Origin of the sequence: Bradyrhizobium commune (assembly GCF_015624505.1) — a bacterium.
Classification (GTDB): Bacteria; Pseudomonadota; Alphaproteobacteria; order Rhizobiales; family Xanthobacteraceae; genus Bradyrhizobium; species Bradyrhizobium commune.
In genome coordinates, this window is the sequence record NZ_CP061379.1 from 3076441 (window position 1) to 3097326 (window position 20886).

General features: G+C 64.2%; 27 protein-coding genes. 24 read left to right on the forward strand and 3 right to left on the reverse strand.

The window, feature by feature from the left end:
• Positions 1–27: 27 nt before the first annotated feature.
• The 19 genes from rplN to IC761_RS14670 all read left to right on the forward strand — a co-directional run bounded on the left by rplN (position 28) and on the right by IC761_RS14670 (position 11807).
• Complete coding sequence (gene rplN, locus IC761_RS14580) at positions 28–396, forward strand: 50S ribosomal protein L14 (RefSeq protein WP_008549246.1); 369 nt, start codon at positions 28–30, stop codon at positions 394–396.
• Positions 396–710: a 50S ribosomal protein L24 gene (gene rplX / locus IC761_RS14585; RefSeq protein ID WP_195803902.1), complete on the forward strand. Its 315-nt coding sequence runs from the start codon at positions 396–398 to the stop codon at positions 708–710. The genes rplN and rplX overlap by 1 nt, the downstream gene beginning before the upstream one ends.
• Positions 703–1260: a 50S ribosomal protein L5 gene (gene rplE, locus IC761_RS14590; RefSeq protein ID WP_128958540.1), complete on the forward strand. Its 558-nt coding sequence runs from the start codon at positions 703–705 to the stop codon at positions 1258–1260. The genes rplX and rplE overlap by 8 nt, the downstream gene beginning before the upstream one ends.
• A gap of 46 nt (positions 1261–1306) precedes the next feature.
• Positions 1307–1612 carry a 30S ribosomal protein S14 gene (gene rpsN, locus IC761_RS14595; protein ID WP_195803903.1) on the forward strand — a complete coding sequence of 102 codons (306 nt, stop codon included), beginning with the start codon at positions 1307–1309 and terminating at the stop codon, positions 1610–1612.
• A 14-nt stretch (positions 1613–1626) separates the two neighbouring features.
• The gene (gene rpsH / locus IC761_RS14600) at positions 1627–2025 is read left to right on the forward strand and encodes a 30S ribosomal protein S8 (protein ID WP_195803904.1); all 399 of its coding nucleotides are present in this window, start codon (positions 1627–1629) and stop codon (positions 2023–2025) included.
• Between the two features lie 16 nt (positions 2026–2041).
• Positions 2042–2575, forward strand: a complete 534-nt coding sequence (rplF, locus tag IC761_RS14605; protein ID WP_195803905.1) for a 50S ribosomal protein L6 — start codon at positions 2042–2044, stop codon at positions 2573–2575.
• Between the two features lie 11 nt (positions 2576–2586).
• A complete protein-coding gene (rplR, locus tag IC761_RS14610) occupies positions 2587–2949 on the forward strand; it encodes a 50S ribosomal protein L18 (RefSeq protein WP_024342458.1) in 363 nt (120 codons plus the stop codon).
• Positions 2950–2993: 44 nt separating this feature from the next.
• Positions 2994–3587: a 30S ribosomal protein S5 gene (gene rpsE / locus IC761_RS14615; RefSeq protein ID WP_008136332.1), complete on the forward strand. Its 594-nt coding sequence runs from the start codon at positions 2994–2996 to the stop codon at positions 3585–3587.
• Between the two features lie 23 nt (positions 3588–3610).
• A complete protein-coding gene (rpmD, locus tag IC761_RS14620; protein ID WP_063682061.1) occupies positions 3611–3805 on the forward strand; it encodes a 50S ribosomal protein L30 in 195 nt (64 codons plus the stop codon).
• 16 nt (positions 3806–3821) lie between these two features.
• Complete coding sequence (gene rplO / locus IC761_RS14625) at positions 3822–4307, forward strand: 50S ribosomal protein L15 (RefSeq protein ID WP_195803906.1); 486 nt, start codon at positions 3822–3824, stop codon at positions 4305–4307.
• Between the two features lie 150 nt (positions 4308–4457).
• Positions 4458–5789 (forward strand): preprotein translocase subunit SecY, encoded by a 1332-nt coding sequence (secY, locus tag IC761_RS14630; protein WP_195803907.1) that lies wholly within the window; start codon positions 4458–4460, stop codon positions 5787–5789.
• 279 nt (positions 5790–6068) lie between these two features.
• Positions 6069–6905: an adenylate kinase gene (locus IC761_RS14635; protein WP_195804652.1), complete on the forward strand. Its 837-nt coding sequence runs from the start codon at positions 6069–6071 to the stop codon at positions 6903–6905.
• Positions 6906–7092: 187 nt separating this feature from the next.
• Positions 7093–7461: a 30S ribosomal protein S13 gene (gene rpsM / locus IC761_RS14640; protein ID WP_014494511.1), complete on the forward strand. Its 369-nt coding sequence runs from the start codon at positions 7093–7095 to the stop codon at positions 7459–7461.
• Positions 7462–7592: 131 nt separating this feature from the next.
• A complete protein-coding gene (gene rpsK / locus IC761_RS14645; protein ID WP_007603045.1) occupies positions 7593–7982 on the forward strand; it encodes a 30S ribosomal protein S11 in 390 nt (129 codons plus the stop codon).
• Between the two features lie 116 nt (positions 7983–8098).
• Positions 8099–9127, forward strand: coding sequence for a DNA-directed RNA polymerase subunit alpha (locus IC761_RS14650; RefSeq protein ID WP_195803908.1), 1029 nt, complete (start codon positions 8099–8101; stop codon positions 9125–9127).
• Positions 9128–9248: 121 nt separating this feature from the next.
• Positions 9249–9665 carry a 50S ribosomal protein L17 gene (gene rplQ, locus IC761_RS14655; RefSeq protein WP_195803909.1) on the forward strand — a complete coding sequence of 139 codons (417 nt, stop codon included), beginning with the start codon at positions 9249–9251 and terminating at the stop codon, positions 9663–9665.
• 121 nt (positions 9666–9786) lie between these two features.
• Positions 9787–10623, forward strand: coding sequence for a c-type cytochrome (locus IC761_RS14660; RefSeq protein ID WP_195803910.1), 837 nt, complete (start codon positions 9787–9789; stop codon positions 10621–10623).
• An 80-nt stretch (positions 10624–10703) separates the two neighbouring features.
• Entirely contained in the window at positions 10704–11492 is a 789-nt protein-coding gene (locus tag IC761_RS14665) for an SDR family NAD(P)-dependent oxidoreductase (RefSeq protein ID WP_195803911.1), read from the forward strand.
• 9 nt (positions 11493–11501) lie between these two features.
• A complete protein-coding gene (locus IC761_RS14670) occupies positions 11502–11807 on the forward strand; it encodes a DUF1330 domain-containing protein (RefSeq protein ID WP_195803912.1) in 306 nt (101 codons plus the stop codon).
• Positions 11808–11908: 101 nt separating this feature from the next.
• Here IC761_RS14670 and IC761_RS14675 read toward each other — a convergent pair whose 3' ends face one another.
• Positions 11909–12922: a zinc-binding alcohol dehydrogenase family protein gene (locus tag IC761_RS14675; RefSeq protein ID WP_195803913.1), complete on the reverse strand. Its 1014-nt coding sequence runs from the start codon at positions 12920–12922 to the stop codon at positions 11909–11911.
• Positions 12923–13044: 122 nt separating this feature from the next.
• On the opposite strand from IC761_RS14675, the gene IC761_RS14680 reads away from it, so the two are divergent.
• Entirely contained in the window at positions 13045–13422 is a 378-nt protein-coding gene (locus tag IC761_RS14680) for a winged helix-turn-helix transcriptional regulator (RefSeq protein WP_195803914.1), read from the forward strand.
• Between the two features lie 41 nt (positions 13423–13463).
• Here IC761_RS14680 and IC761_RS14685 read toward each other — a convergent pair whose 3' ends face one another.
• The gene (locus tag IC761_RS14685; RefSeq protein ID WP_195803915.1) at positions 13464–15089 is read right to left on the reverse strand and encodes an OprO/OprP family phosphate-selective porin; all 1626 of its coding nucleotides are present in this window, start codon (positions 15087–15089) and stop codon (positions 13464–13466) included.
• A gap of 316 nt (positions 15090–15405) precedes the next feature.
• Between IC761_RS14685 and IC761_RS14690 the strand changes: the two genes are divergently transcribed.
• From IC761_RS14690 to IC761_RS14700, 3 genes are read left to right on the forward strand one after another with little or no spacing between them, the layout of a single operon-like run.
• The gene (locus tag IC761_RS14690) at positions 15406–16812 is read left to right on the forward strand and encodes a DegQ family serine endoprotease (protein ID WP_195803916.1); all 1407 of its coding nucleotides are present in this window, start codon (positions 15406–15408) and stop codon (positions 16810–16812) included.
• Positions 16809–18146, forward strand: a complete 1338-nt coding sequence (locus IC761_RS14695) for a replication-associated recombination protein A (protein WP_195803917.1) — start codon at positions 16809–16811, stop codon at positions 18144–18146. The genes IC761_RS14690 and IC761_RS14695 overlap by 4 nt, the downstream gene beginning before the upstream one ends.
• A gap of 51 nt (positions 18147–18197) precedes the next feature.
• Positions 18198–19424: an RluA family pseudouridine synthase gene (locus tag IC761_RS14700; RefSeq protein ID WP_195803918.1), complete on the forward strand. Its 1227-nt coding sequence runs from the start codon at positions 18198–18200 to the stop codon at positions 19422–19424.
• A 136-nt stretch (positions 19425–19560) separates the two neighbouring features.
• Here the strand turns inward: IC761_RS14700 and IC761_RS14705 are convergent, their stop codons facing one another.
• Complete coding sequence (locus tag IC761_RS14705) at positions 19561–20007, reverse strand: hypothetical protein (protein ID WP_195803919.1); 447 nt, start codon at positions 20005–20007, stop codon at positions 19561–19563.
• Positions 20008–20083: 76 nt separating this feature from the next.
• On the opposite strand from IC761_RS14705, the gene IC761_RS14710 reads away from it, so the two are divergent.
• Positions 20084–20863: an ATP12 family chaperone protein gene (locus IC761_RS14710; RefSeq protein ID WP_195803920.1), complete on the forward strand. Its 780-nt coding sequence runs from the start codon at positions 20084–20086 to the stop codon at positions 20861–20863.
• The last annotated feature ends 23 nt before the right edge of the window (positions 20864–20886 follow it).

Genomic DNA, 20886 nt, shown 5'->3' on the forward strand with positions numbered 1-20886 from the left:
CAAAGAGAAAGAGGACGAGGTGCATCAATGATTCAGATGCAGACCAACCTCGACGTGGCCGATAATTCTGGCGCACGCCGTGTCATGTGTATCAAGGTGCTCGGAGGCTCCAAGCGCCGCTACGCCACGATCGGCGACATCATCGTCGTCTCGATCAAGGAAGCGATTCCGCGTGGCAAGGTGAAGAAGGGCGACGTGATGAAGGCCGTCGTGGTGCGGGTCCGCAAGGACATCCGCCGCGCCGACGGTTCGGTCATCCGCTTCGACCGCAACGCCGCCGTCCTGATCAACAACCAGGCCGAGCCGGTCGGCACCCGTATCTTCGGGCCCGTGCCGCGCGAGCTGCGCGCCAAGAACCACATGAAGATCATTTCGCTCGCGCCGGAGGTGCTGTGATGGCCGCGAAGATCCGCAAGGGCGACAAGGTCGTCGTGCTGACCGGCCGCGACAAGGGTCGCACCGGCGAGGTGTTCGAAGTGCGCCCCGACGCCGGCACGGCGCTGGTGCGCGGCATCAACATGGTCAAGCGTCACCAGAAGCAGACGCAGGCCCAGGAAGGCGGCATCATCTCGAAAGAGTCGCCGATCCAACTGTCCAACGTCGCCTATGTCGGCAAGGACGGAAAGCCGACGCGCGTCGGATTCAAGATTCTGGCGGACGGCAAGAAGGTTCGCATCGCCAAGAGCTCGGGAGCTGAGATCGATGGCTGAGACCGCTTACACCCCGCGCCTGCGCGCGGAATACGATGCGAAGATCCGCACGGCGATGACCGAGAAGTTCGGTTATGAGAACGTCATGCAGGTTCCGCGCCTGGACAAGGTCGTGCTGAACATGGGCGTTGGCGATTCCGTCAACGACCGCAAGAAGGCCGAGACCGCCGCCGCCGAACTGACCCAGATCGCCGGTCAGAAGGCGATCGTGACCTATTCGCGTATTGCAATTGCGACCTTCAAGCTGCGTGAGAACCAGCCGATCGGCTGCAAGGTCACGCTGCGCAAGGCCCGCATGTACGAGTTCATCGATCGTCTGGTGACGGTCGCGCTGCCGCGCGTCCGCGACTTCCGCGGCCTGAACCCGAAGAGCTTTGACGGCCGCGGCAACTACTCGCTCGGCATCAAGGAGCATATCATTTTCCCCGAGATCGACTTCGACAAGGTCACGGAAGCCCGCGGTATGGACATCACCGTCTGCACCACGGCGAAGACCGACGAAGAGGCGAGGGCCTTGTTGACCGCTTTCAATTTCCCGTTCCGGCAGTGAGACGCTGACCTAAAGCCTCTCAAACGCGGATACCCAGGAGCCAAGCATGGCAAAGAAGAGTTCAGTCGAGAAGAACAACCGGCGCAAGCGGATGGCGAAGAACGCCGCCCCCAAGCGCGAGCGGTTGAAGGCGATCATCGCCGACAAGACGCTGCCGATGGAGGAGCGTTTCGCTGCGACGTTGAAGCTGGCGGAAATGCCGCGCAACTCGTCGCCGACCCGCATCCGCCTGCGTTGCGAGCTGTCGGGCCGCCCGCGCTCGAACTACCGCAAGAACAAGCTGTCCCGTATCGCGCTGCGCGACCTTGGCTCCAAGGGCATGGTCCCGGGCCTCGTGAAGTCCAGCTGGTAAGGAGGGTCGTTTAGATGTCTACGCACGATCCAATCAGCGATCTGATCACCCGCATCCGCAACGCGCAGATGCGCGCGAAGAGCAAGGTCTCCACGCCTGGCTCGAAGATGCGCGAGAACGTCCTCGAAGTGCTGAAGAGCGAGGGCTACATCCGCGGTTACGCGACGCTCGAGCATGCCTCGGGCCGCAGCGAGATCGAGATCGAGCTGAAGTATTTCGACGGCGAGCCCGTCATCCGCGAGATCGAACGTGTCTCCAAGCCCGGGCGTCGCGTTTACGCCTCGGTAAAGAACCTGCCGCGGGTCAATAACGGACTCGGCATTTCGGTGTTGTCGACGCCGAAGGGGATCATGGCCGACCACAGTGCGCGCGAAGCGAACGTGGGCGGCGAAGTCCTCTTCACGGTGTTCTGAGAAGGATTTTTGATCCATGTCACGTGTTGGCAAAAGGCCTGTGGCGGTGCCGTCCGGTGTGACCGCGACCGTCGACGGGCAGACCGTCAAGATGAAGGGGCCGAAGGGCCAGCTTCAGTTCGTCGTCCATGACGACGTCGAGGTAAAGCTCGAGAGCGGCCAGGTGAAGGTCAAGCCGCGGACCGAGACCAATCGCGCGCGGGCGCTGTACGGCACCGCCCGCGCCCAGGTCGCTAACCTGGTCGAAGGCGTCACCAAGGGTTTTGAGAAGAAGCTCGAAATCACCGGCGTCGGTTATCGCGCCGCGATGCAGGGCAAGAACCTGCAGCTCGCGCTCGGCTACAGCCACGACGTGATCTATCCGATCCCGGAAGGGATCACGATCACCGTGCCGAAGCCGACCGAGATCACGGTGACGGGCAGCGACATCCAGCGTGTCGGCCAGGTCGCCGCCGAGATTCGCTCCTATCGTCCGCCGGAGCCCTACAAGGGCAAGGGCGTGAAGTATGTTGGCGAATTCATCTTCCGCAAGGAAGGCAAGAAGAAGTAACGGAGCCGGTCATGTCGAAAGCCAAGGTTACGAATGCCCGGCGCAAGCGGAGTGTGCGGCTGAAGCTGCGCCGCTCGGCTGGCGGCCGTCCGCGCCTGTCGGTGTTCCGTTCGTCCAAGCACATCTACGCCCAGGTCATCGACGACCTGAAGGGCGAGACGCTGGCCTCTGCCTCGTCGCTCGAGAAGTCGATGCGCGACGGCGGCAAGACCGGCGCCGACATCGATGCGGCGAAGGCGGTCGGCAAGCTGCTGGCCGAGCGCGCTGCGGAGAAGGGTGTCAAGGAAGTCGTGTTCGATCGCGGCAGCTACCTCTATCACGGGCGCGTCAAGGCTCTCGCCGACGCTGCGCGTGAGAGCGGGCTGAGCTTCTAACAGAATTTGAGGATTGAGGCGCAAGCCTCTGAAGGATTGGAAAAATGGCAGAACGCGAACAACGTGGTGGACGCGATCAACGCGGCGGCGGACGCGAACGCAAGGAGCGCGAGGAGCGCGACAGCGAGTTCGTCGACAAGCTCGTCCACATCAACCGCGTAGCCAAGGTCGTCAAGGGCGGCAAGCGCTTCGGTTTCGCAGCGCTGGTCGTGATCGGCGACCAGAAGGGCCGCGCGGGTTTCGGTCACGGCAAGGCGCGCGAAGTGCCTGAGGCGATCCGCAAGGCCACCGAGTCCGCCAAGCGCAACCTGACCCGCGTCTCGCTGCGCGAGGGCCGCACGCTTCATCACGACATCGCCGGCCGTCATGGCGCGGGCCGTGTCTATCTGCGTGCAGCTCCGGCCGGTACCGGCATCATCGCCGGTGGCCCGATGCGCGCCGTGTTCGAGACGCTCGGCGTCCAGGACGTGGTGGCGAAGTCGATCGGCTCGTCGAACCCGTACAACATGGTGCGCGCGACCTTCGATGCGCTCAAGCACCAGGATTCACCGCGTTCGGTCGCAGCCCGCCGCAACATCAAGGTGTCCACTCTGCAGTCCCGCCGTATCGGCGGCGATGCCGAGGCGGCTGCCGACTAACGGAAGTTTCGGAGTAGACTCCCATGGCCAAGGCCGCAAAGACGATCAAGCTCGAGCAGACCGGCAGCGCGATCCGCCGCCATCACTCGCAGCGCTCGACGCTGATCGGGCTCAAGCTCAACAAGATCGGCCGCGTCAGCGAGCTGCCGGACACCCCGGCAGTCCGCGGCATGATCGAGAAGGTTCACCATCTCGTCCGTATCGTCGACGAGAAGTAGGATAAGGAGAAGGGCGATGAAGCTCAGCGATATCGCCGACAACGCCGGCTCGCGCAAGAAGCGTATGCGCGTCGGCCGCGGCATTGGTTCGGGCAAGGGCAAGCAGTCCGGCCGCGGCGGCAAGGGCCAGACCGCGCGTTCGGGCGTGCGCATCAAGGGTTTCGAGGGCGGCCAGATGCCGATGCATCGCCGTCTGCCGAAGCGCGGCTTCAACAACATCTTCCGTGTGGAGTTCGTCGAGATCAATCTCGACCGTCTCCAGGACGCGGTCGATGCCAAGAAGATCGACACCGGCAGCGTCGTGAACGTCGAGGCGCTGGTGAAGGCCGGCGTGCTGCGCCGCGCCAAGGCCGGCCTGCGGCTGCTCGGCCGCGGCGAGCTCAAGGCCAAGCTCAACATCGAAGTGCACGGCGCCACCAAGTCCGCGATCGAGGCGGTCGAGAAGGCCGGCGGCTCGGTGAAGATCCTCGCCCCTGCCAAGGAAGAGGGCGAGGCGGCGTAACAACTGCGTCATCGGCCCGCGCCTCGCGGGCCTTTACGCGTGCCGGACGATGGACTTATCGAAGCCGAAGCCCCAGATAGTGTCCGGCGTCCGCTAGACTAGCCCGGCCGCGGGCATGTCGGCGCAAAAGGCGGCGGGAGAAAGTCCAATATGGCCTCTGCAGCGGAACAACTGGCAGCCAATCTCAATTTCGGCGCGTTCGCCAAGGCCGACGAGCTGAAGAAGCGCATCTGGTTCACCCTGGGTGCGCTGCTCGTTTATCGCCTCGGCACCTACATCCCGCTGCCCGGCATCGACCCCAACATCTGGGAACAGGTGTTCCGCTCGCAGGCGGGCGGTATCCTCGGCATGTTCAACATGTTCGCCGGCGGCGGCATCCACCGCATGGCGATCTTCGCGCTGAACATCATGCCGTACATCTCGGCCTCGATCATCATTCAGCTCCTGACCACGGTCTCGCCGCAGCTCGAGGCGCTGAAGAAGGAAGGTGAGGCGGGCCGCAAGTTGCTGAACCAGTACACCCGCTACCTCACCGTGATCCTGGCCGCGTTCCAGTCCTATGGCATCGCGGTCGGCCTCGAAGGCGCCGGCAACGTCGTCAGCGACCCCGGCATGTTCTTCCGGATCTCCACCGCGATCACGCTGACCGGCGGCACCATGTTCCTGATGTGGCTGGGCGAGCAGATCACCTCGCGCGGCATCGGCAACGGTATCTCGCTGATCATTCTCTCCGGCATCGTCGCCGAGCTGCCGGCTGCGCTCGCCAACATGCTCGAGCTGGGCCGTCAGGGCGCGATGTCGACCGGCCTGATTCTGGTCGTCATCATCATGGCGGTCGCGGTGATCGCCTTCATCGTGTTCATGGAGCGCGCGCAGCGGCGGCTTCTGATCCAGTACCCAAAGCGCCAGGTCGGCAACAAGATGTTCGAGGGCCAGTCCTCGCATCTGCCGCTCAAGCTCAACACCTCGGGCGTGATTCCGCCGATCTTCGCGTCCTCGCTGCTGCTGCTGCCGACCACGGTTGCGAATTTCAACGCGGGCTCGGGGCCCGAGTGGTTCCAGTGGATCACGACCCAGCTCGGCCACGGCCGGCCGCTGTTCCTGGTGCTCTATCTCGCGCTGATCGTGTTCTTCGCCTTCTTCTACACTGCGATCGTGTTCAACCCGACCGAGACTGCGGATAATCTGAAGAAGCACGGCGGCTTCATCCCGGGCATCCGTCCCGGCGAGCGCACCGCGGAATATATCGACTACGTGCTGTCGCGCATCACCGTGCTCGGCGCGATCTATCTCGCGATCGTCTGTCTGATCCCGGAAATCCTGATCTCCTACGCCTCGGTGCCGTTCTATTTCGGCGGCACGTCGCTGCTGATCGTCGTCAGCGTCACCATGGACACGGTGGCGCAGGTGCAGGGCTATCTGCTGGCGCATCAGTACGAAGGCCTGATCCGGAAGTCGAAGCTGCGCGGCCGCCGTCGCTAGGGCCGCGGCGTTCCTCTCAGGCGGCGCGCCCGCGCCGCCGATTCGCTGCGCGAGCAAGGCGAGACGCTCGCAGAGGCAATCGGCCAGTCATTCGGTCGCATCGACAGAACTGCTTTCACAGCAACACAATCGCTGATTTCGACGGCCTTCTTGGCGTCCGGGCACTTGCTCCCCTATGATATGGGTAGCGGTGCGGCGCTGATTATGATTTGCACTGTTACTCAACTTTCAAACACAGGTGCGCGACGTATCGCTCACCAATCCGGGGGGCGTACGCCGATGAGAATTATACTTCTGGGACCGCCGGGGTCGGGCAAGGGGACCCAGGCGCAGCTGCTGGTGCAGCGCTATGGCATCGTTCAGCTCTCGACCGGCGAAATGTTGCGTGCAGCGGTTGCGGCCGGCACGCCGGTCGGTCTCAAGGCCAAGGAGATCATGGCCGGCGGCGGTCTCGTGCCCGACGAAATCGTGGTCGGGATCATCTCGGACCGTATTGACGAGGAGGACGCCAAGCATGGCTTCATCCTCGACGGCTTCCCGCGTACCGTGCCGCAGGCCGAAGCGCTGGACGAGCTGCTCCGCCACAAGCACCTCAAGCTCGACGCCGTGATCGAGCTCCGCGTCAACGAGAGCGCGCTTTTGAGCCGCGTCGAGACCCGCGTCGCCCAGATGCGGGAGCGTGGCGAGGAGGTCCGGGTCGATGACACCCCGGAGGTCCTGACCAAGCGACTCGCCAGCTACCGTAGCCAGACGGAACCCCTGATTCACTACTATTCCGAGCGTCGGAAGCTTTCGACCATCGACGGCATGATGACCATCGACGAGGTCACCCGTGCCATCCACCGCCTGTTGCTGGCGCTGGGTGCGGTCGAGCCCAGGACGCATGCCCGGAGCGCGGCCAAGGCGGCACCGGCCAAGACAGGGGCAAAGAAGGCCAAAAAGCCGGCGAAAACGGCCCAAAAAGCCACAAAACCCACCAACAAGGCCGCCAAGAAGGCCGCAAAGGGTGTCAAGAAGGCGGCCAGGAAAGTCGCGAAAAAGGCGGCCAAAAAGGCAGTCAAAAAAGCTTCGAAGAAGGGTCCAAAAAAGGTCACGAAAAAGCGAGCCAAACGCTAGCGGCGGTTGACGAAAGCCCCCTGAATCCCTTAATAAGCCCCGCATCCAAGTCGGATAGTTTCAGACGATGCCGGGCCCCAGGAAGACCGGGGGTGGGCGTCGTGTTCGCGTTTGCGGACACCTGCCCGAGAACACAAGCACTTAAAGCCCGATTCCTGACGAGGGATCGGCGACAGGAGAGAAGGCCGTGGCCCGTATTGCCGGCGTGAACATTCCCACCAACAAGCGCGTGCTGATCGCGCTCCAGTACATCCATGGCATCGGCCAAAAGATCGCCGGTGAAATCCTGGAGAAGGTCAAGATCCCGGAGGATCGTCGCGTCAATCAGCTCAGCGACGCCGAAGTGCTCCAGATCCGCGAAGTGATCGACCGCGACTATCTCGTCGAGGGCGATCTGCGTCGCGAGGTCGGCATCAACATCAAGCGTCTGATGGACCTCGGCTGCTATCGCGGCCTGCGTCATCGTCGCGGTCTGCCGGTGCGCGGCCAGCGTACCCACACCAATGCGCGTACGCGCAAGGGCCCGGCCAAGGCCATCGCCGGCAAGAAGAAGTAATTCGACGCGAATAGGTGAGTGGCGAATGGCGAGTGGTCATCCACTCGCTATTCGCCACTCACCATTCGCATTTTCACAGGTGTAGCCGCTGGCATTACGGCGGCGTTTGAGATCTCCAGGAAAGGTACTCTATGGGCAAGGAAGCCACCCGCGTTCGTCGTCGTGAGCGCAAGAACATCGCCTCCGGCGTCGCGCATGTGAACTCGTCGTTCAACAACACGACCATCACCATCACCGACGCGCAGGGCAACACCATTGCCTGGTCGTCCGCCGGCACGATGGGCTTCAAGGGCTCGCGCAAGTCGACCCCGTATGCCGCGCAGGTTGCCGCTGAAGACGTGTCGAAGAAGGCGCAGGAACACGGCATGCGCACGCTGGAAGTCGAAGTCGCCGGTCCAGGTTCGGGCCGCGAATCGGCGCTTCGCGCGCTCCAGGCCGCGGGCTTCACTGTCACCTCGATCCGCGACGTGACCACGATCCCGCACAACGGTTGCCGTCCGCGCAAGCGCCGGCGCGTTTGATACCAAGTTGCGGGCGCGTGGTCGCCCGCGATGACTTTTTACGAAGCCGTGGGAAATGATCTGCGGCCTTTCTCCAACGCCAGTATTTGAGTTCTCAAATCGACTGGCCCGTATGGGTGAAAACAGTGACGATCCAGAAAAATTGGCAAGAACTGATCCGGCCGAACAAGCTCCAGGTGATTGCTGGTAGCGATCCGGCCCGTTTTGCGACCGTCGTTGCCGAGCCGCTCGAGCGCGGTTTCGGCCAGACGCTCGGCAACGCGCTGCGCCGCATCCTGCTCTCCTCGCTCCAGGGCGCGGCGGTGCAGTCGGTGCACATCGACGGCGTGCTGCACGAGTTCTCCTCGATCGCGGGCGTCCGTGAGGACGTCACCGACATCGTGCTGAACATCAAGGACATCGCGATCAAGATGCAGGGCGAAGGCCCCAAGCGCATGGTCGTGAAGAAGCAGGGCCCGGGCACCGTCACCGCCGGCGACATCCAGACCGTTGGCGACGTCGTCGTGCTCAACCCGGACCTCCAGATCTGCACCCTCGACGACGGCGCCGAGATCCGCATGGAGTTCACGGTCTCGACCGGCAAGGGCTACGTGCCCGCCGAGCGCAATCGTCCCGAGGATGCGCCGATCGGCCTGATCCCGGTCGACAGCCTGTACTCGCCGGTCCGCAAGGTCTCCTACAAGGTCGAGAACACCCGCGAGGGCCAGATCCTCGACTACGACAAGCTGACCATGACGATCGAGACCAACGGCGCGATCTCGCCGGATGACTCGGTGGCTTACGCCGCCCGCATTCTTCAGGATCAGCTCAACGTGTTCGTCAACTTCGAAGAGCCGCGCAAGGAAGTCGCCCAGGAGATCATCCCGGACCTCGCCTTCAACCCGGCCTTCCTCAAGAAGGTGGACGAGCTCGAGCTGTCGGTGCGTTCGGCCAACTGCCTGAAGAACGACAACATCGTCTACATCGGCGACCTCGTGCAGAAGTCGGAAGCGGAAATGCTCCGCACCCCGAACTTCGGCCGCAAGTCGCTGAACGAGATCAAGGAAGTGCTGGCCCAGATGGGTCTGCACCTCGGCATGGAAGTGCCGGGCTGGCCGCCAGAGAACATCGACGAGCTCGCCAAGCGCTTCGAGGATCACTACTGATCCTTTTTTCACTGTCGCGGTCGGGCCTCCGGCCGCGATTTTTATGGGCGAACGCAGGAAGCCCACCTGAGCAACTGATCCGACGAACCATCGCGGCAGTTCATACGTAAGGAATAGACACATGCGTCACGGCAAGGTTCATCGGAAGCTCAACCGCACGGCCGAGCACCGCAAGGCGATGTTCGCCAATATGGCGGCCGCGCTGATCAAGCACGAGCAGATCGTCACCACGCTGCCCAAGGCCAAGGAGCTTCGCCCGATCGTCGAGAAGCTCGTGACCCTCGGCAAGAAGGGTGGGCTCGCCATGCGCCGCCAGGCGATCTCCGAAATGCGCGACAAGGACCAGGTCAAGAAGCTGTTCGACGTGCTGGCTGCCCGGTACAAGGATCGCCAGGGTGGTTACACCCGCATCATCAAGGCGGGCTTCCGCTACGGCGACAACGCCGCGATGGCTGTCATCGAATTCGTCGATCGCGACGTCGATGCCAAGGGCCAGGACTCCGGTCCGGTGCAGGAAAAGGAAGCCGAGGCGGCGTAAGCCGACCGGTATTGAGTTTCGGAAAGCGGCGCCCTTGGGCGCCGCTTTTTTGTATCCCGCAGCCATTTCTCATGCTGCGCACGATGATTTTCCACAAAAGCATTTTGATTGGGAGGCTTCGATGAAGATGGTCTTTGGCATCGTGCTGGCGCTCTCGGTGTCGCCGGCTGCCGCCGAGACACTGGTCGAGCGTGGCGCCTATCTCGTCAACAGCGTGATGGTCTGCCACAACTGCCACACCCCGCGCGGCCCACAGGGCCTCGACATGTCGCGGGCGCTCTCGGGAGGGCAAACGTTCGACGAGCCTGCCTTCAAGGTCACCGGCTCCAATATCACGCCAGACAAAGACACCGGGATCGGCAACTGGACCGACGCCGAGCTGAAGCACCTTCTCGCCAGCGGTATCCGGCCGAACGGGACCAAGGTCGCGCCGATCATGCCGACCGAGTTCTACACGGTGCTCACGGCCCGCGATCTCGATGCGCTCGCAGCTTACCTGCGCTCGGTGCCGGCCGTGCGGCACGAGACGCCGGCGCCGGAATACAAGATCCCGCTGAAGCCGGAGACGCCGACCTATGCCGGCAAGCAGGCCGCCGAGGCCGAGCTCGCCGACAAGCTCGCGCGCGGCCGCTATCTCCTGACCATCGCCCATTGCCTGGAGTGTCACACGCCGGAAGGTCCGTCCGCGGTGCACGATTTTGCCGCAGCAAGCGGCAAGGGCGGCCGGACCTTCAAGGGGCCGTGGGGTGAATCCATCTCCCCCAACATCACCCCGGATCCGGTGGCGGGTCTCGGCCAATGGAGCGACGACGAAATCAAACGTGCGATTACGCAAGGCATCGCGCGCGACGGCCACAAGCTGAAGCCACCGATGGCCTATGCTGGCTACGCCACCATGACGGCCCAGGATCTCGATGCCATCGTCGCGTTTCTCCGGACGCTACCCCCGCGGGGCTGAATCCTCACGCGTCGGTGAGGGACGATTGAAGCTGCTTGAGCAGCGCACGATATCTCCGTCAACCTCAATGGAGATGATTCATGAATATCGACCTTTCCGGAAAGACCGCCCTCGTGACCGGCTCGACCGCCGGCATCGGCCACGCCATCGCCAAGGGCCTGCTCGGGTCCGGCGCGAGCGTCGTCATCAACGGGCGCGGCCAGGACAAGGTCGATGCGGCCGTCCGCAAGCTGGAAGGCGCGGGGGCCAAGGTCCGTGGCATCGCCGCCGACGTCTCGACCGCCGCCGGCTGCAAGGCGCTGGTGGCAGCGCTGCCGGAGGTCGATATCCTCATCAACAATGCCGGCATCTTCGAGCCGAAAGACTTCTTCGACATTCCGGACGAGGACTGGAGCCGCTTCTTCGAGGTCAACGTCATGAGCGGCGTTCGGTTGTCGCGCGCTTACCTGAAGGGAATGCTCAAGCGCAACTGGGGCCGCATCGTCTTCATCTCTTCGGAGTCCGGGCTCAACATTCCCGTCGAGATGATCCATTACGGCACGAGCAAGACGGCGCAGCTCTCGGTCGCGCGTGGTCTCGCCCAGCTCACGCGCGGCACCGGCGTCACCGTGAATTCGGTGCTGCCCGGCCCGACCATGTCCGAAGGCGTCGCGACCTTCGTGAAGGATCTCGCCAAGCAGAACGGGCAGTCGGTCGATGAAGCCGCCGCAAGTTTCGTCAAGCAGCACCGCCCGAGCTCGCTGATCCAGCGCTTCGCCAGTGTCGACGAGATTGCCAACATGGTGGTCTACGTCGCTTCGAAGGAGGCGTCAGCGACCAATGGCGCAGCGCTGCGCGCGGAAGGCGGCATCGTCAATACGATCGCGTAGGAGCGGCGCATGGCAGCTTATGTGATTTCGGAAGTCGAGGTGCGCGACCCCGATGGATTCGGGGCTTATCGCGCGCTTGCCGCGAAGACGATTGCGCAGTTTGGCGGACGATATCTCGTCCGCGGAGGCAGGGCAGAGCTGGCGGAGGGCAACCTTCCGCCGAAGGCCATCGTCATCGTCGAATTCCCGTCGATGGCGCGGCTGAAGGAATGGTACGCCTCGCCGGAATACGCCGAGGCGCTGAAGATCCGTGCCGATGCGCTGGAACGGCGGCTGCTGTTCGTCGAGGGCGTCGACCCATCGCAGCTATTGTAGGGTGGCAAAGCGAAAACGTGCTCACCACCCTTTCGCGCCGTCGCGAGATGGTGGGCACGGCGCGAGTACGCCTTTGCCCACCCTGCGGCACCGCGCGTGCCTTACCACCCCTCCAGCACGATCTTGCCGCGCGACTTGCCGCTCTCGAGCAGCGCGTGCGCACGCTTGAGATTGCGGGCGTTGATGGTGCCAAAGCTCTGGTCCAGCGTGGTGCGCAGCACGCCTTTGTCGAGGAGGTCGGCGACGTCGTTGAGCAGATGATGCTGCGCGATCATGTCCGGCGTCTGGAACGAGGAGCGCGTGAACATCGATTCCCAGTGCACCGAGATCGCCTTGCCCTTGAACGTGCTCATGGTGAATTCCGGCGGATCGTCGATCAGGCCGAACCTGCCCTGCGGCGCCATGAACTCCGCGATCGCCTTGTAGTGCTGCTCGGTGAAGGTGAGGCTCGCCACCAGCGCGACCGGCGGCAGCTTCAGCTTCTCGATCTGCTGCTTCATCGGCTTGCCGTGATCGATGACCGCATGCGCGCCGAGATCGAGACACCATTTTTGCGATTCCGGCCGCGTCGCGGTCGCGAGCACGGTGAGGCCGGTGAGGCGGCGGGCGAGCTGGATCAGGATCGAGCCGACGCCGCCGGCACCGCCGGTGATCAGCAGCGTGCGCGGATCGACGCTCTTGCCGGGCACCGCGCCGAGGCGATCGAACAGCAACTCCCAGGCGGTGATGGAAGTGAGGGGAAGGGCGGCGGCTTGCGCAAACGAGAGCGACTTCGGCTTGTTGCCGACGATGCGCTCGTCGACCAGGTGGAATTCGGAGTTGGTGCCCTGACGCAGGATCGAGCCTGCGTAAAACACCTCGTCGCCCGGCTTGAACAGCGTGACCTCGGGCCCGACGGCATCGACCACGCCGGCCGCGTCATAGCCGAGAATCTTCGTCTCGCCTTCGGGCGGGACGGCGCGCTTGCGCACCTTGTAGTCGACCGGATTCGCCGAGATCGCCTTCACGGCAACGCGGATGTCGCGCCCCATCGGCTCGGGTTTGGCAGCCTCGAAATCAATCAGTGACTCCGCATCCTCGATCGGAAGAGATTGTTTGTAGCCGACGGCCTTCATGGCTTGGGTCTCCGTTGCTGGCGGCGATTGCCTGCCGTCTAACTGTCGCGCTGGCCCCCATTTGGCAAGTACTGTAAATTCGGGGAACTAGTCCCCGTTTGGATACTATTGGGAAAAATCCGATGAAACGGAAGAATTTTGCCCGTCGACCCGGGTGCGCGGTCGAGGCGGCACTCGACCTGATCGACGGCAAGTGGAAGGGCGTAATCCTCTATCATCTGCAAAGCGGCACCCAGCGCTTCGGTGAATTGCGCCGGAGAATGCCCGGGATCACACAGCGCATGTTGACCAAGCAGCTGCGCGCGCTCGAGGACGACAAGCTCGTCGTCCGCAAGGTCTATGCTGAAGTGCCGCCGCGCGTCGAATATACGCTGTCCGAACTCGGCGAGAGCCTGCGTCCGGTGATCGATATCCTGAAAGCCTGGGGCGAGGGCCATCAGGAGCGGCTGTCCTGCGCGCCCGAGCCGGTGGTCGTGAGAACGCCGAAACGCGCGGCGTAGATGTCCGGGAGCGGACGATGCCGCCCCCGGAAGAGATCGCATCAGAACGCGAACTGCGTGCGCATCGCGACCGCGTCGAACCTCGAGCCCGTATCCGCCGCCGAGACTGGCGAGGCCTGCTTGGAGATATTGCCATGCAGGTAGTCGAGCATGAAGCGGACGTTGCCGTTGACGTACCAGTTGAGCGCGAGCGTGTAGACCGTCTGGCGGCCGCCGGCGATGCCGGCGGCGGTCGCGAGCTGATCGTTGAGATCCATCTGACTCACGCGGCCCGCGACTTCCCAGGCACCCCAGCCGCCACCTTCGAGCGAGAACGGATGCACCGGCTTGACGCCGCCATAGGCGGCGTTGCCCGGATTGTACTTGCGGGATTCACCGGTCAGGACGTAGGCCGCCTGCGCGTAACCGCCCTGGAATTTCAGGCTCGACGTGCCGATCGGTACCACGGCGGTATTGGCATTGCGATCGATGTTGAACCAGTAGTATTCGCCCTGGACCCAGAGCGGTCCATAGGTGCCTGCGGCTTCCACACCATACACCTGCGCGCCCGAGACATTTGCAATCGCACCGGTCGAGATCAGTGTCGTCGGGTCGATGCGCAGTTCGGGCCGGTCGCTGAGCGTAAGGGTTTGCGTGTTCGCGACCAGATTGCGTGGCGGCTGGATCAGCCACTGCGCGTCGGCGCCGAGATGCACCGAATAGTCGTTGCCGCTGACGACCTGGCCTGCAACGCGGGCGGTCGCGCCGTATTGCTCGCTGGTGCCGGCAGGTACGGCGCTTGACGCCGAGTGAATGGCACCCGTGGTTGGGCCCGTCGCGTAGGCGCCGGCGTAGAACACGTCGTTGTACCAGCGGGCGCCGGCAGCAGAACGGAAGTCGCCGGCGGCGATGTTTTGCGCAACCACGCCGACCGAGGCACGTTCCATGAAGGCGATGTCGTTGGAGCTCGTGGACTCATCCATGGTCCAGGCGAGGTCCATGACGCCGGCTTCGATGGCCATCTTGCCGCCAAAAGGCTTCAGTCCGGTATAGCTCACGAACGCGTTCTCGATGCCGGACGTGCCGCCCCCGGGCAGCAGTCCGACGGTGGGGGGAGTCGTAGAGGAGCCCACGGTGCCGCCGAAGCCATCAGCCGTACCGCCGAAATCGTAGATCAGCGCGAAATTCCAGTCCTCGAGGAATTTACCGACGACACCGATGCGCGCGCGGCGGACGTTCTCGCCGCTGTCGAGTTTCTGCGGCACCGTTCCCGCGGTGTTGGGACGGTAGTCGTAGCCGCCGACGTCCCAGTGCACGCGGCTCGTGATCGCGACGCAGTTGGCTCCGTCCGCCGTGCAGATGGTCGGCCGGTTGTTCGGCATCGTCACCACAACGCCGGATGCAGGCGGCGGGCTCTTCATTGGGATCGCCGCATTGGCATTGGCGACGACGGCCTTCGCTTCGGAGCGTGCTTCAGCCTTTGCTTCGGCTTTGGCCTTCGCGGTCGCCACCGTGTTCGCGGCGGTTTGACTCTGTAGCTTGTCCAGTTTCTGCTCAAGCATCTTCAGCTGCTGCTTCAGGAGTGCGATCTCCTGCTCGCTGCTGCTGGCTGATTGTGCCTGCGCCTGCGAGGCCGCCAGCACGCCGGCGAGACCAATCGCCGTGGCTGCAATTCTTGTCCTGCTCACGTCACCACTCCATCGGTTAGACCAACTTCCCCAAGTCGCAACGGGAGAGCCTAAGAACGATCGATGACTGTCCCGCGACGGCGCGCCACGGCTGCTGCGGTTCCACCTGATGTAAATTCGCCGCAGCCGAATCCGCCATCAGGCAGCATGCAAGATGATGCGCGTCATGCCAATGAGCGGCGCCGGCCGGATTGTCATTTTGCACGCCGGGCTTGCATGCCGGTCACACCGGGGAGAGGCCGAATATTGCCATCTCGCGCCCTTCTATTGGGTGGCGAACGCGCCTATATTCCGTCGTCTTTTCCAAGAGGTAGGAATGTTTCGATCGATCTGTACGGCCGTCATCACTGCACTTTGCGTAGGCTTTTCGGGCCACCTCGATCCGGCCTCGGCGCAGGACCGGCGCGTGCCCTCGTCGCCAGCCGAGCTGCGGCTCTCTTATGCTCCGATCGTGCAGCGGGTGCAGCCGGCGGTCGTGAATGTCTACGCGGCGAAAGTGGTGCAGAATCGCAACCCGCTGCTGGACGATCCGATCTTCCGCCGCTTCTTTGGCGTTCCGGGCCAGCAACAGGAGCAGGTGCAGCGCTCGCTCGGTTCGGGTGTGATCATCGATGCGTCCGGCCTCGTGGTCACCAACGTCCACGTCATCGAAGGCGCCGACCAGGTCAAGGTGTCGCTGTCGGACAAGCGCGAGTTCGAGGCCGAGATCGTGCTGAAGGATCCGCGCAGCGATCTTGCGGTGTTGCGCCTCAAGGACACGAAAGAGAAGTTTCCGGCTCTCGAATTCACCAATTCTGACGAGCTGATGGTGGGCGACGTCGTGATGGCGATCGGCAATCCCTTCGGTGTCGGCCAGACCGTGACCCACGGCATCATCTCGGCGCTCGCGCGCACACAGGTTGGCATCACCGACTACCAGTTCTTCATCCAGACCGACGCTGCGATCAATCCCGGCAATTCCGGCGGCGCGCTGGTCGACATGACCGGCAAGCTTGCCGGTATCAACACCGCGATCTATTCGCGCTCCGGCGGCTCGCAGGGCATCGGCTTTGCGATTCCCGCCAACATGGTGCGCGTCGTCGTCGCCTCCGCCAAGAGCGGCGGCAAGGCAGTGAAGCGGCCGTGGCTCGGCGCCAAGTTGCAAGCCGTGACGCCCGAGATCGCCGAAAGCCTCGGCCTGCGCTCGCCGACCGGCGCGCTGGTCGCAAGTGTCGTGCCGAACGGCCCCGCGGCGAAGGCGGGCTTGAAATCCTCCGACCTCATCACCGGCATCGATGGCCAGACCGTCGACGACCCTAACGCCTTCGATTATCGGTTCGCCACGCGTCCGCTCGGCGGCACGGCGCAGATCGACGTGCAGCGCGGCGGCAAGCCGGCGAAGCTGACCGTGGGGCTGGAGACCGCGCCTGACGCCGGCCGCAACGAGCTCGTCATCACGGCGCGCTCACCGTTCCAGGGCGCAAAGGTCTCGACCATCACGCCGGCCGTGGCCGACGAGCTGCATCTCGATGCAGACACCGAGGGCGTCGTCATCACCGAGCTCGGCGACGATTCGCCGGCCGCCAATGTCGGCTTCCAGAAGGGTGACATCATCCTCGCCGTCAACAACCAGAAGATCGGAAAGACCGGCGACCTCGAGAAGGCCGCCGGCGCGAGCCAGCGGCTCTGGCGCATTACGCTGGTGCGCGGCGGCCAGCAGATCAACGTCACGCTGGGCGGATGAGTCCGAAGCGACCACAGGAGACGCCAACTCTCTTTGCCGCGGCGGGGCTCGACCACGACGCTCCGCATCCGCTGCCGGACCGTTTGCGGCCGCGCGAATTGTCGGAGGTGGTGGGCCAGGATCACATCCTTGGTCCCGACGGCGCGTTGACGCGCATGCTGGAGACGCGCACGCTCGGCTCGCTGGTGTTCTGGGGCCCGCCCGGCACCGGCAAGACCACGGTGGCGCGGCTGCTGGCAGACGCGACCGACCTGCATTTCGAGCAGATATCAGCGGTGTTCTCTGGCGTCGCCGACCTGAAGAAGGCCTTCGATGCCGCACGCGCCCGCCGCGAGATGGGCACCGGCACGCTGCTGTTCGTCGACGAGGTGCACCGCTTCAACCGCGCCCAGCAGGACTCGTTTCTGCCGGTGATGGAGGACGGCACGGTGGTGATGGTCGGCGCCACCACCGAAAACCCGTCCTTCGAGCTCAACGCGGCGCTTCTGTCGCGCGCCCGTGTGCTGGTGTTTCGTTCGCTCGATGCCGCCGCGATCGAAAAACTGTTCGCGCATGCCGAGGAGGTCGAGGGCCGCAAGCTGCCGCTCGATGCCGAGGCGCGCGCCGTGCTGGTGCGCATGGCCGATGGCGATGGCAGGGCCTCGCTGACGCTCGCCGAAGAGGTCTGGCGGTCGGCAAGGGCGGACGAGATTTTCAACGCCGCGCAGTTGCAGGACATCCTGCAGCGTCGCGCGCCGATCTACGACAAATCCGCCGACGGCCATTACAATCTGATCTCGGCGCTGCATAAGTCGGTGCGCGGCTCCGATCCGGACGCTGCGCTGTATTATCTCGCGCGCATGCTCGATGCCGGCGAGGATCCGCTGTTTCTCGCGCGCCGCGTCGTGCGCATGGCGGTCGAGGACATCGGGCTTGCCGATCCGCAGGCGCTCGTGATTGCGAATGCGGCGAAAGACGCCTTCGACTTCCTCGGCCATCCCGAAGGCGAGCTCGCGATCGCGCAGGCCGTGGTCTATCTCGCCACCGCGCCGAAATCGAACGCGGTCTATACGGCCTTCGGCACGGCGATGCAGGTCGCCAAACAGGCCGGCTCGCTGCTTCCGCCAAAGCACATCCTGAATTCGCCGACCAAGCTGATGAAGTCCGAGGGCTACGGCGCAGCTTACGAATACGACCACGACACGCCGGATGCCTTCTCTGGCCAGGACTACTTCCCGGAAGCGCTGGGCCGCCAGACTTTCTACGATCCGCCCGAGCGCGGTTTTGAGCGAGAGATCCGGAAACGGCTGGATTATTGGGCCAAGCTGCGGAAAGAGCGGGGCGGCTCGCGCTAGAAACGGCCTTTCGCCGTGACGGGAGCCGGCTTTTAGGGTAGGCAGGCAATCATGAGCCGCCGCATCAAGAGAATGAATCCAAAGCCCCGTTCGCGTGACGAGCGCGACGATTCGCGTCCGTTCAAGGCGCGCACAGCGAAGAAGGCCGGGCCGCGGCCGGGCGGTAAGCCAGGCTTCCAACCGGGCGCGAAGCCGCCGCGCTTTGCCGGCGAGCGTGCTGAGCGGCGTCCGCCCAAAGCTGCGCCGGAAAGGGCTGCGCCGGCAAAACCCGTCGAGGCGCTGCTGCCGACCAAGGTCCAGACCGTCAAGGTGTCGGCCGACGAGAACAACATGCGCGTCGATCGTTTCCTCGAGGCGCGCTTTCCCGGTCTGTCGTTCTCGCACATCCAGCGCGTCGTCCGTAAAGGCGAGCTGCGCGTCGACGGCAAGCGCGTCGACAGCAAGGATCGGCTGGAGGAGGGGCAGAGCGTCCGCATTCCGCCGCTGAAGCTCGACACGCCGAAGGCCGTCGGCGAGCTGTCGGAAGGTGCGCAAAAGACGCTTGCTACGCTGAAGGAGATGACGATCTACGAGGATGACGACGTCCTCGTGCTGAACAAGCCCGCTGGCCTCGCCGTTCAGGGCGGCTCGGGCATGACGCGCCACATCGACCAGATGCTGGAGGTGATGCGCGATTCCAAGGGCCAGAAGCCGCGCCTCGTCCACCGTATCGACAGGGAGACGTCGGGCTGTCTCCTGATCGCGAAGACGCGCTTTGCCGCCTCGCATCTGACCGGCGCGTTTCGCTCGCGCTCGGCGCGTAAGACCTATTGGGCGCTGGTGCCGGGTCTGCCGAAGCCGAAGCAGGGCCGTATCTCGACCTTCCTGGCGAAAGAGGAGAGCGAGGACGACACCATCATGCGCATCGCCCAGCATGGCGACGAGGGCGCAAGCCACGCGGTGACCTACTACGCGGTGGTCGAGACCGCCGGCAACAAGCTGACCTGGGTGTCGCTGAAGCCGGTGACGGGCCGCACCCACCAGCTCCGCGCCCACATGGAACATATTGGCCATCCCATTGTCGGCGATCCCAAATATTTCAACATCGAGAACTGGCAGTTGCCGGGCGGCCTGCAAAACCGGCTGCACCTGCTCGCACGCCGCATCGTGATCCCGCATCCGCGCGGCGGCGTGATCGATGCCACCGCGCCCTTGCCGCCGCACATGCAGCAGTCGTGGAATTTGCTGGGGCTCGACGCGAGCCGGTTCGATCCGATCGAGAACGCTCCGGAAGAGTAGGGCTGAGCTCCGCTGCCAACCCCGTCATTGCGAGGAGCCCTTGCGACGAAGCAATCCAGAATCCCTCCGCGGAGAGATACAGGATTGCTTCGCTACGCTCGCAATGACGGTGTCGAGACAGCGGTGATGGCGCCCCTCAATTCCGAAACTGCTCCAGAAACATCCGCAGACTGTCATGCGGGCTCTCGACGTCCGTGATCAGCCAGCCCTCCGGTCCGTTGACCAGGATGAAGTTCAGCGTCACCCGTCGGCCGTGATTGTCGAAATTGGCCGCGACATAGGTCTTGTCGAATTGCTTGCGGATGATCGCGATCGCGACCGGGCCGAGCTTCCAGCTCGGGCTCTGCACGATGAAGTCATAGGGTTCGGTCCGCGGCGCGGACCATACCTTGCGCAAGGAGGGGTCGAAGAATTGCCGGGCGGTCGCGGCGTCCCGCGGCAGGCCCTTGGACAGCTCCGGCGCGCCCTCGCCATAATAGGCGTAGACGTTGCGGACCAGCGATTCCGGGGTGCGGAAGCCTGCCTCGGCTGCACCCAGCCAAAGCCCGGCGAAAAGGGCCCCAATGCCCAGAAGTTCCCTCATGCCCCGCCGCTCGCTTTATCGGCCGCCGGTCTTATCGTACAAGCCTAGCATTGAGCGACCGGGACCGAAAACTCACATGCGCGAATTGTTCGATGAAGCTGCGGGCCAGCCCCCGCGCGATCCGTACGAGGCGGCCCGCCAATCGGCGCGCACGCCGCTGCGCAAGCGCTTCTACAAGGAGGCAGGCGTCACTGAAGCCGAGGACGGCTTTGCCATCACGCTCGACGGCAAGCCGATCCGCACGCCCTCCGGCCGCCAGGTCGCGATCCCCTCGCGCCCGCTCGCAGATGCCGTGGCCGCGGAATGGAGGGCCCAGGGCGAGACGATCGATCCCGTGGCCATGCCGCTGACGCGGATCGCCAACAGCGTGGTCGAGGGCGTCGTCGACCGTGTCGCGCTCGTCAGCGACGACCTCGCAAAATACTTCGAGAGCGACCTGCTGTTCTACCGCGCCGGCCACCCCGAGGGCCTGGTCGCCCGCGAGGCCGCGCATTGGGACCCCGTGCTGTTCTGGGCCGCGGAGCGGCTCGGGGCGCATTTCATCCTGTCCGAAGGCGTCATGCAGGTAAAGCAGCCGGACGAGGCCGTTTTGGCCGCGCGCGCCGCGCTCCCCGGCGATGCCTGGTCGGTCGCAGCCCTTCACGTGGTCACGACCCTGACCGGCTCGGCGCTGTTGGCGCTGGCGCTGGCCCATGGTGTGCGCGATGCCGACCAGGTCTGGGCTGCTGCGCATGTCGACGAGGACTGGAACGCGGAGAAATGGGGGGTGGACGAGGAGGCGGCCGTCCGCCGGGCCGCCCGCCTGAAGGATTTCCAGGCCGCGGTGACGGTTTTGGCGGCGGCCAAAGGTCCTTAACGAGAGGTTTACGAGGGCGGCCT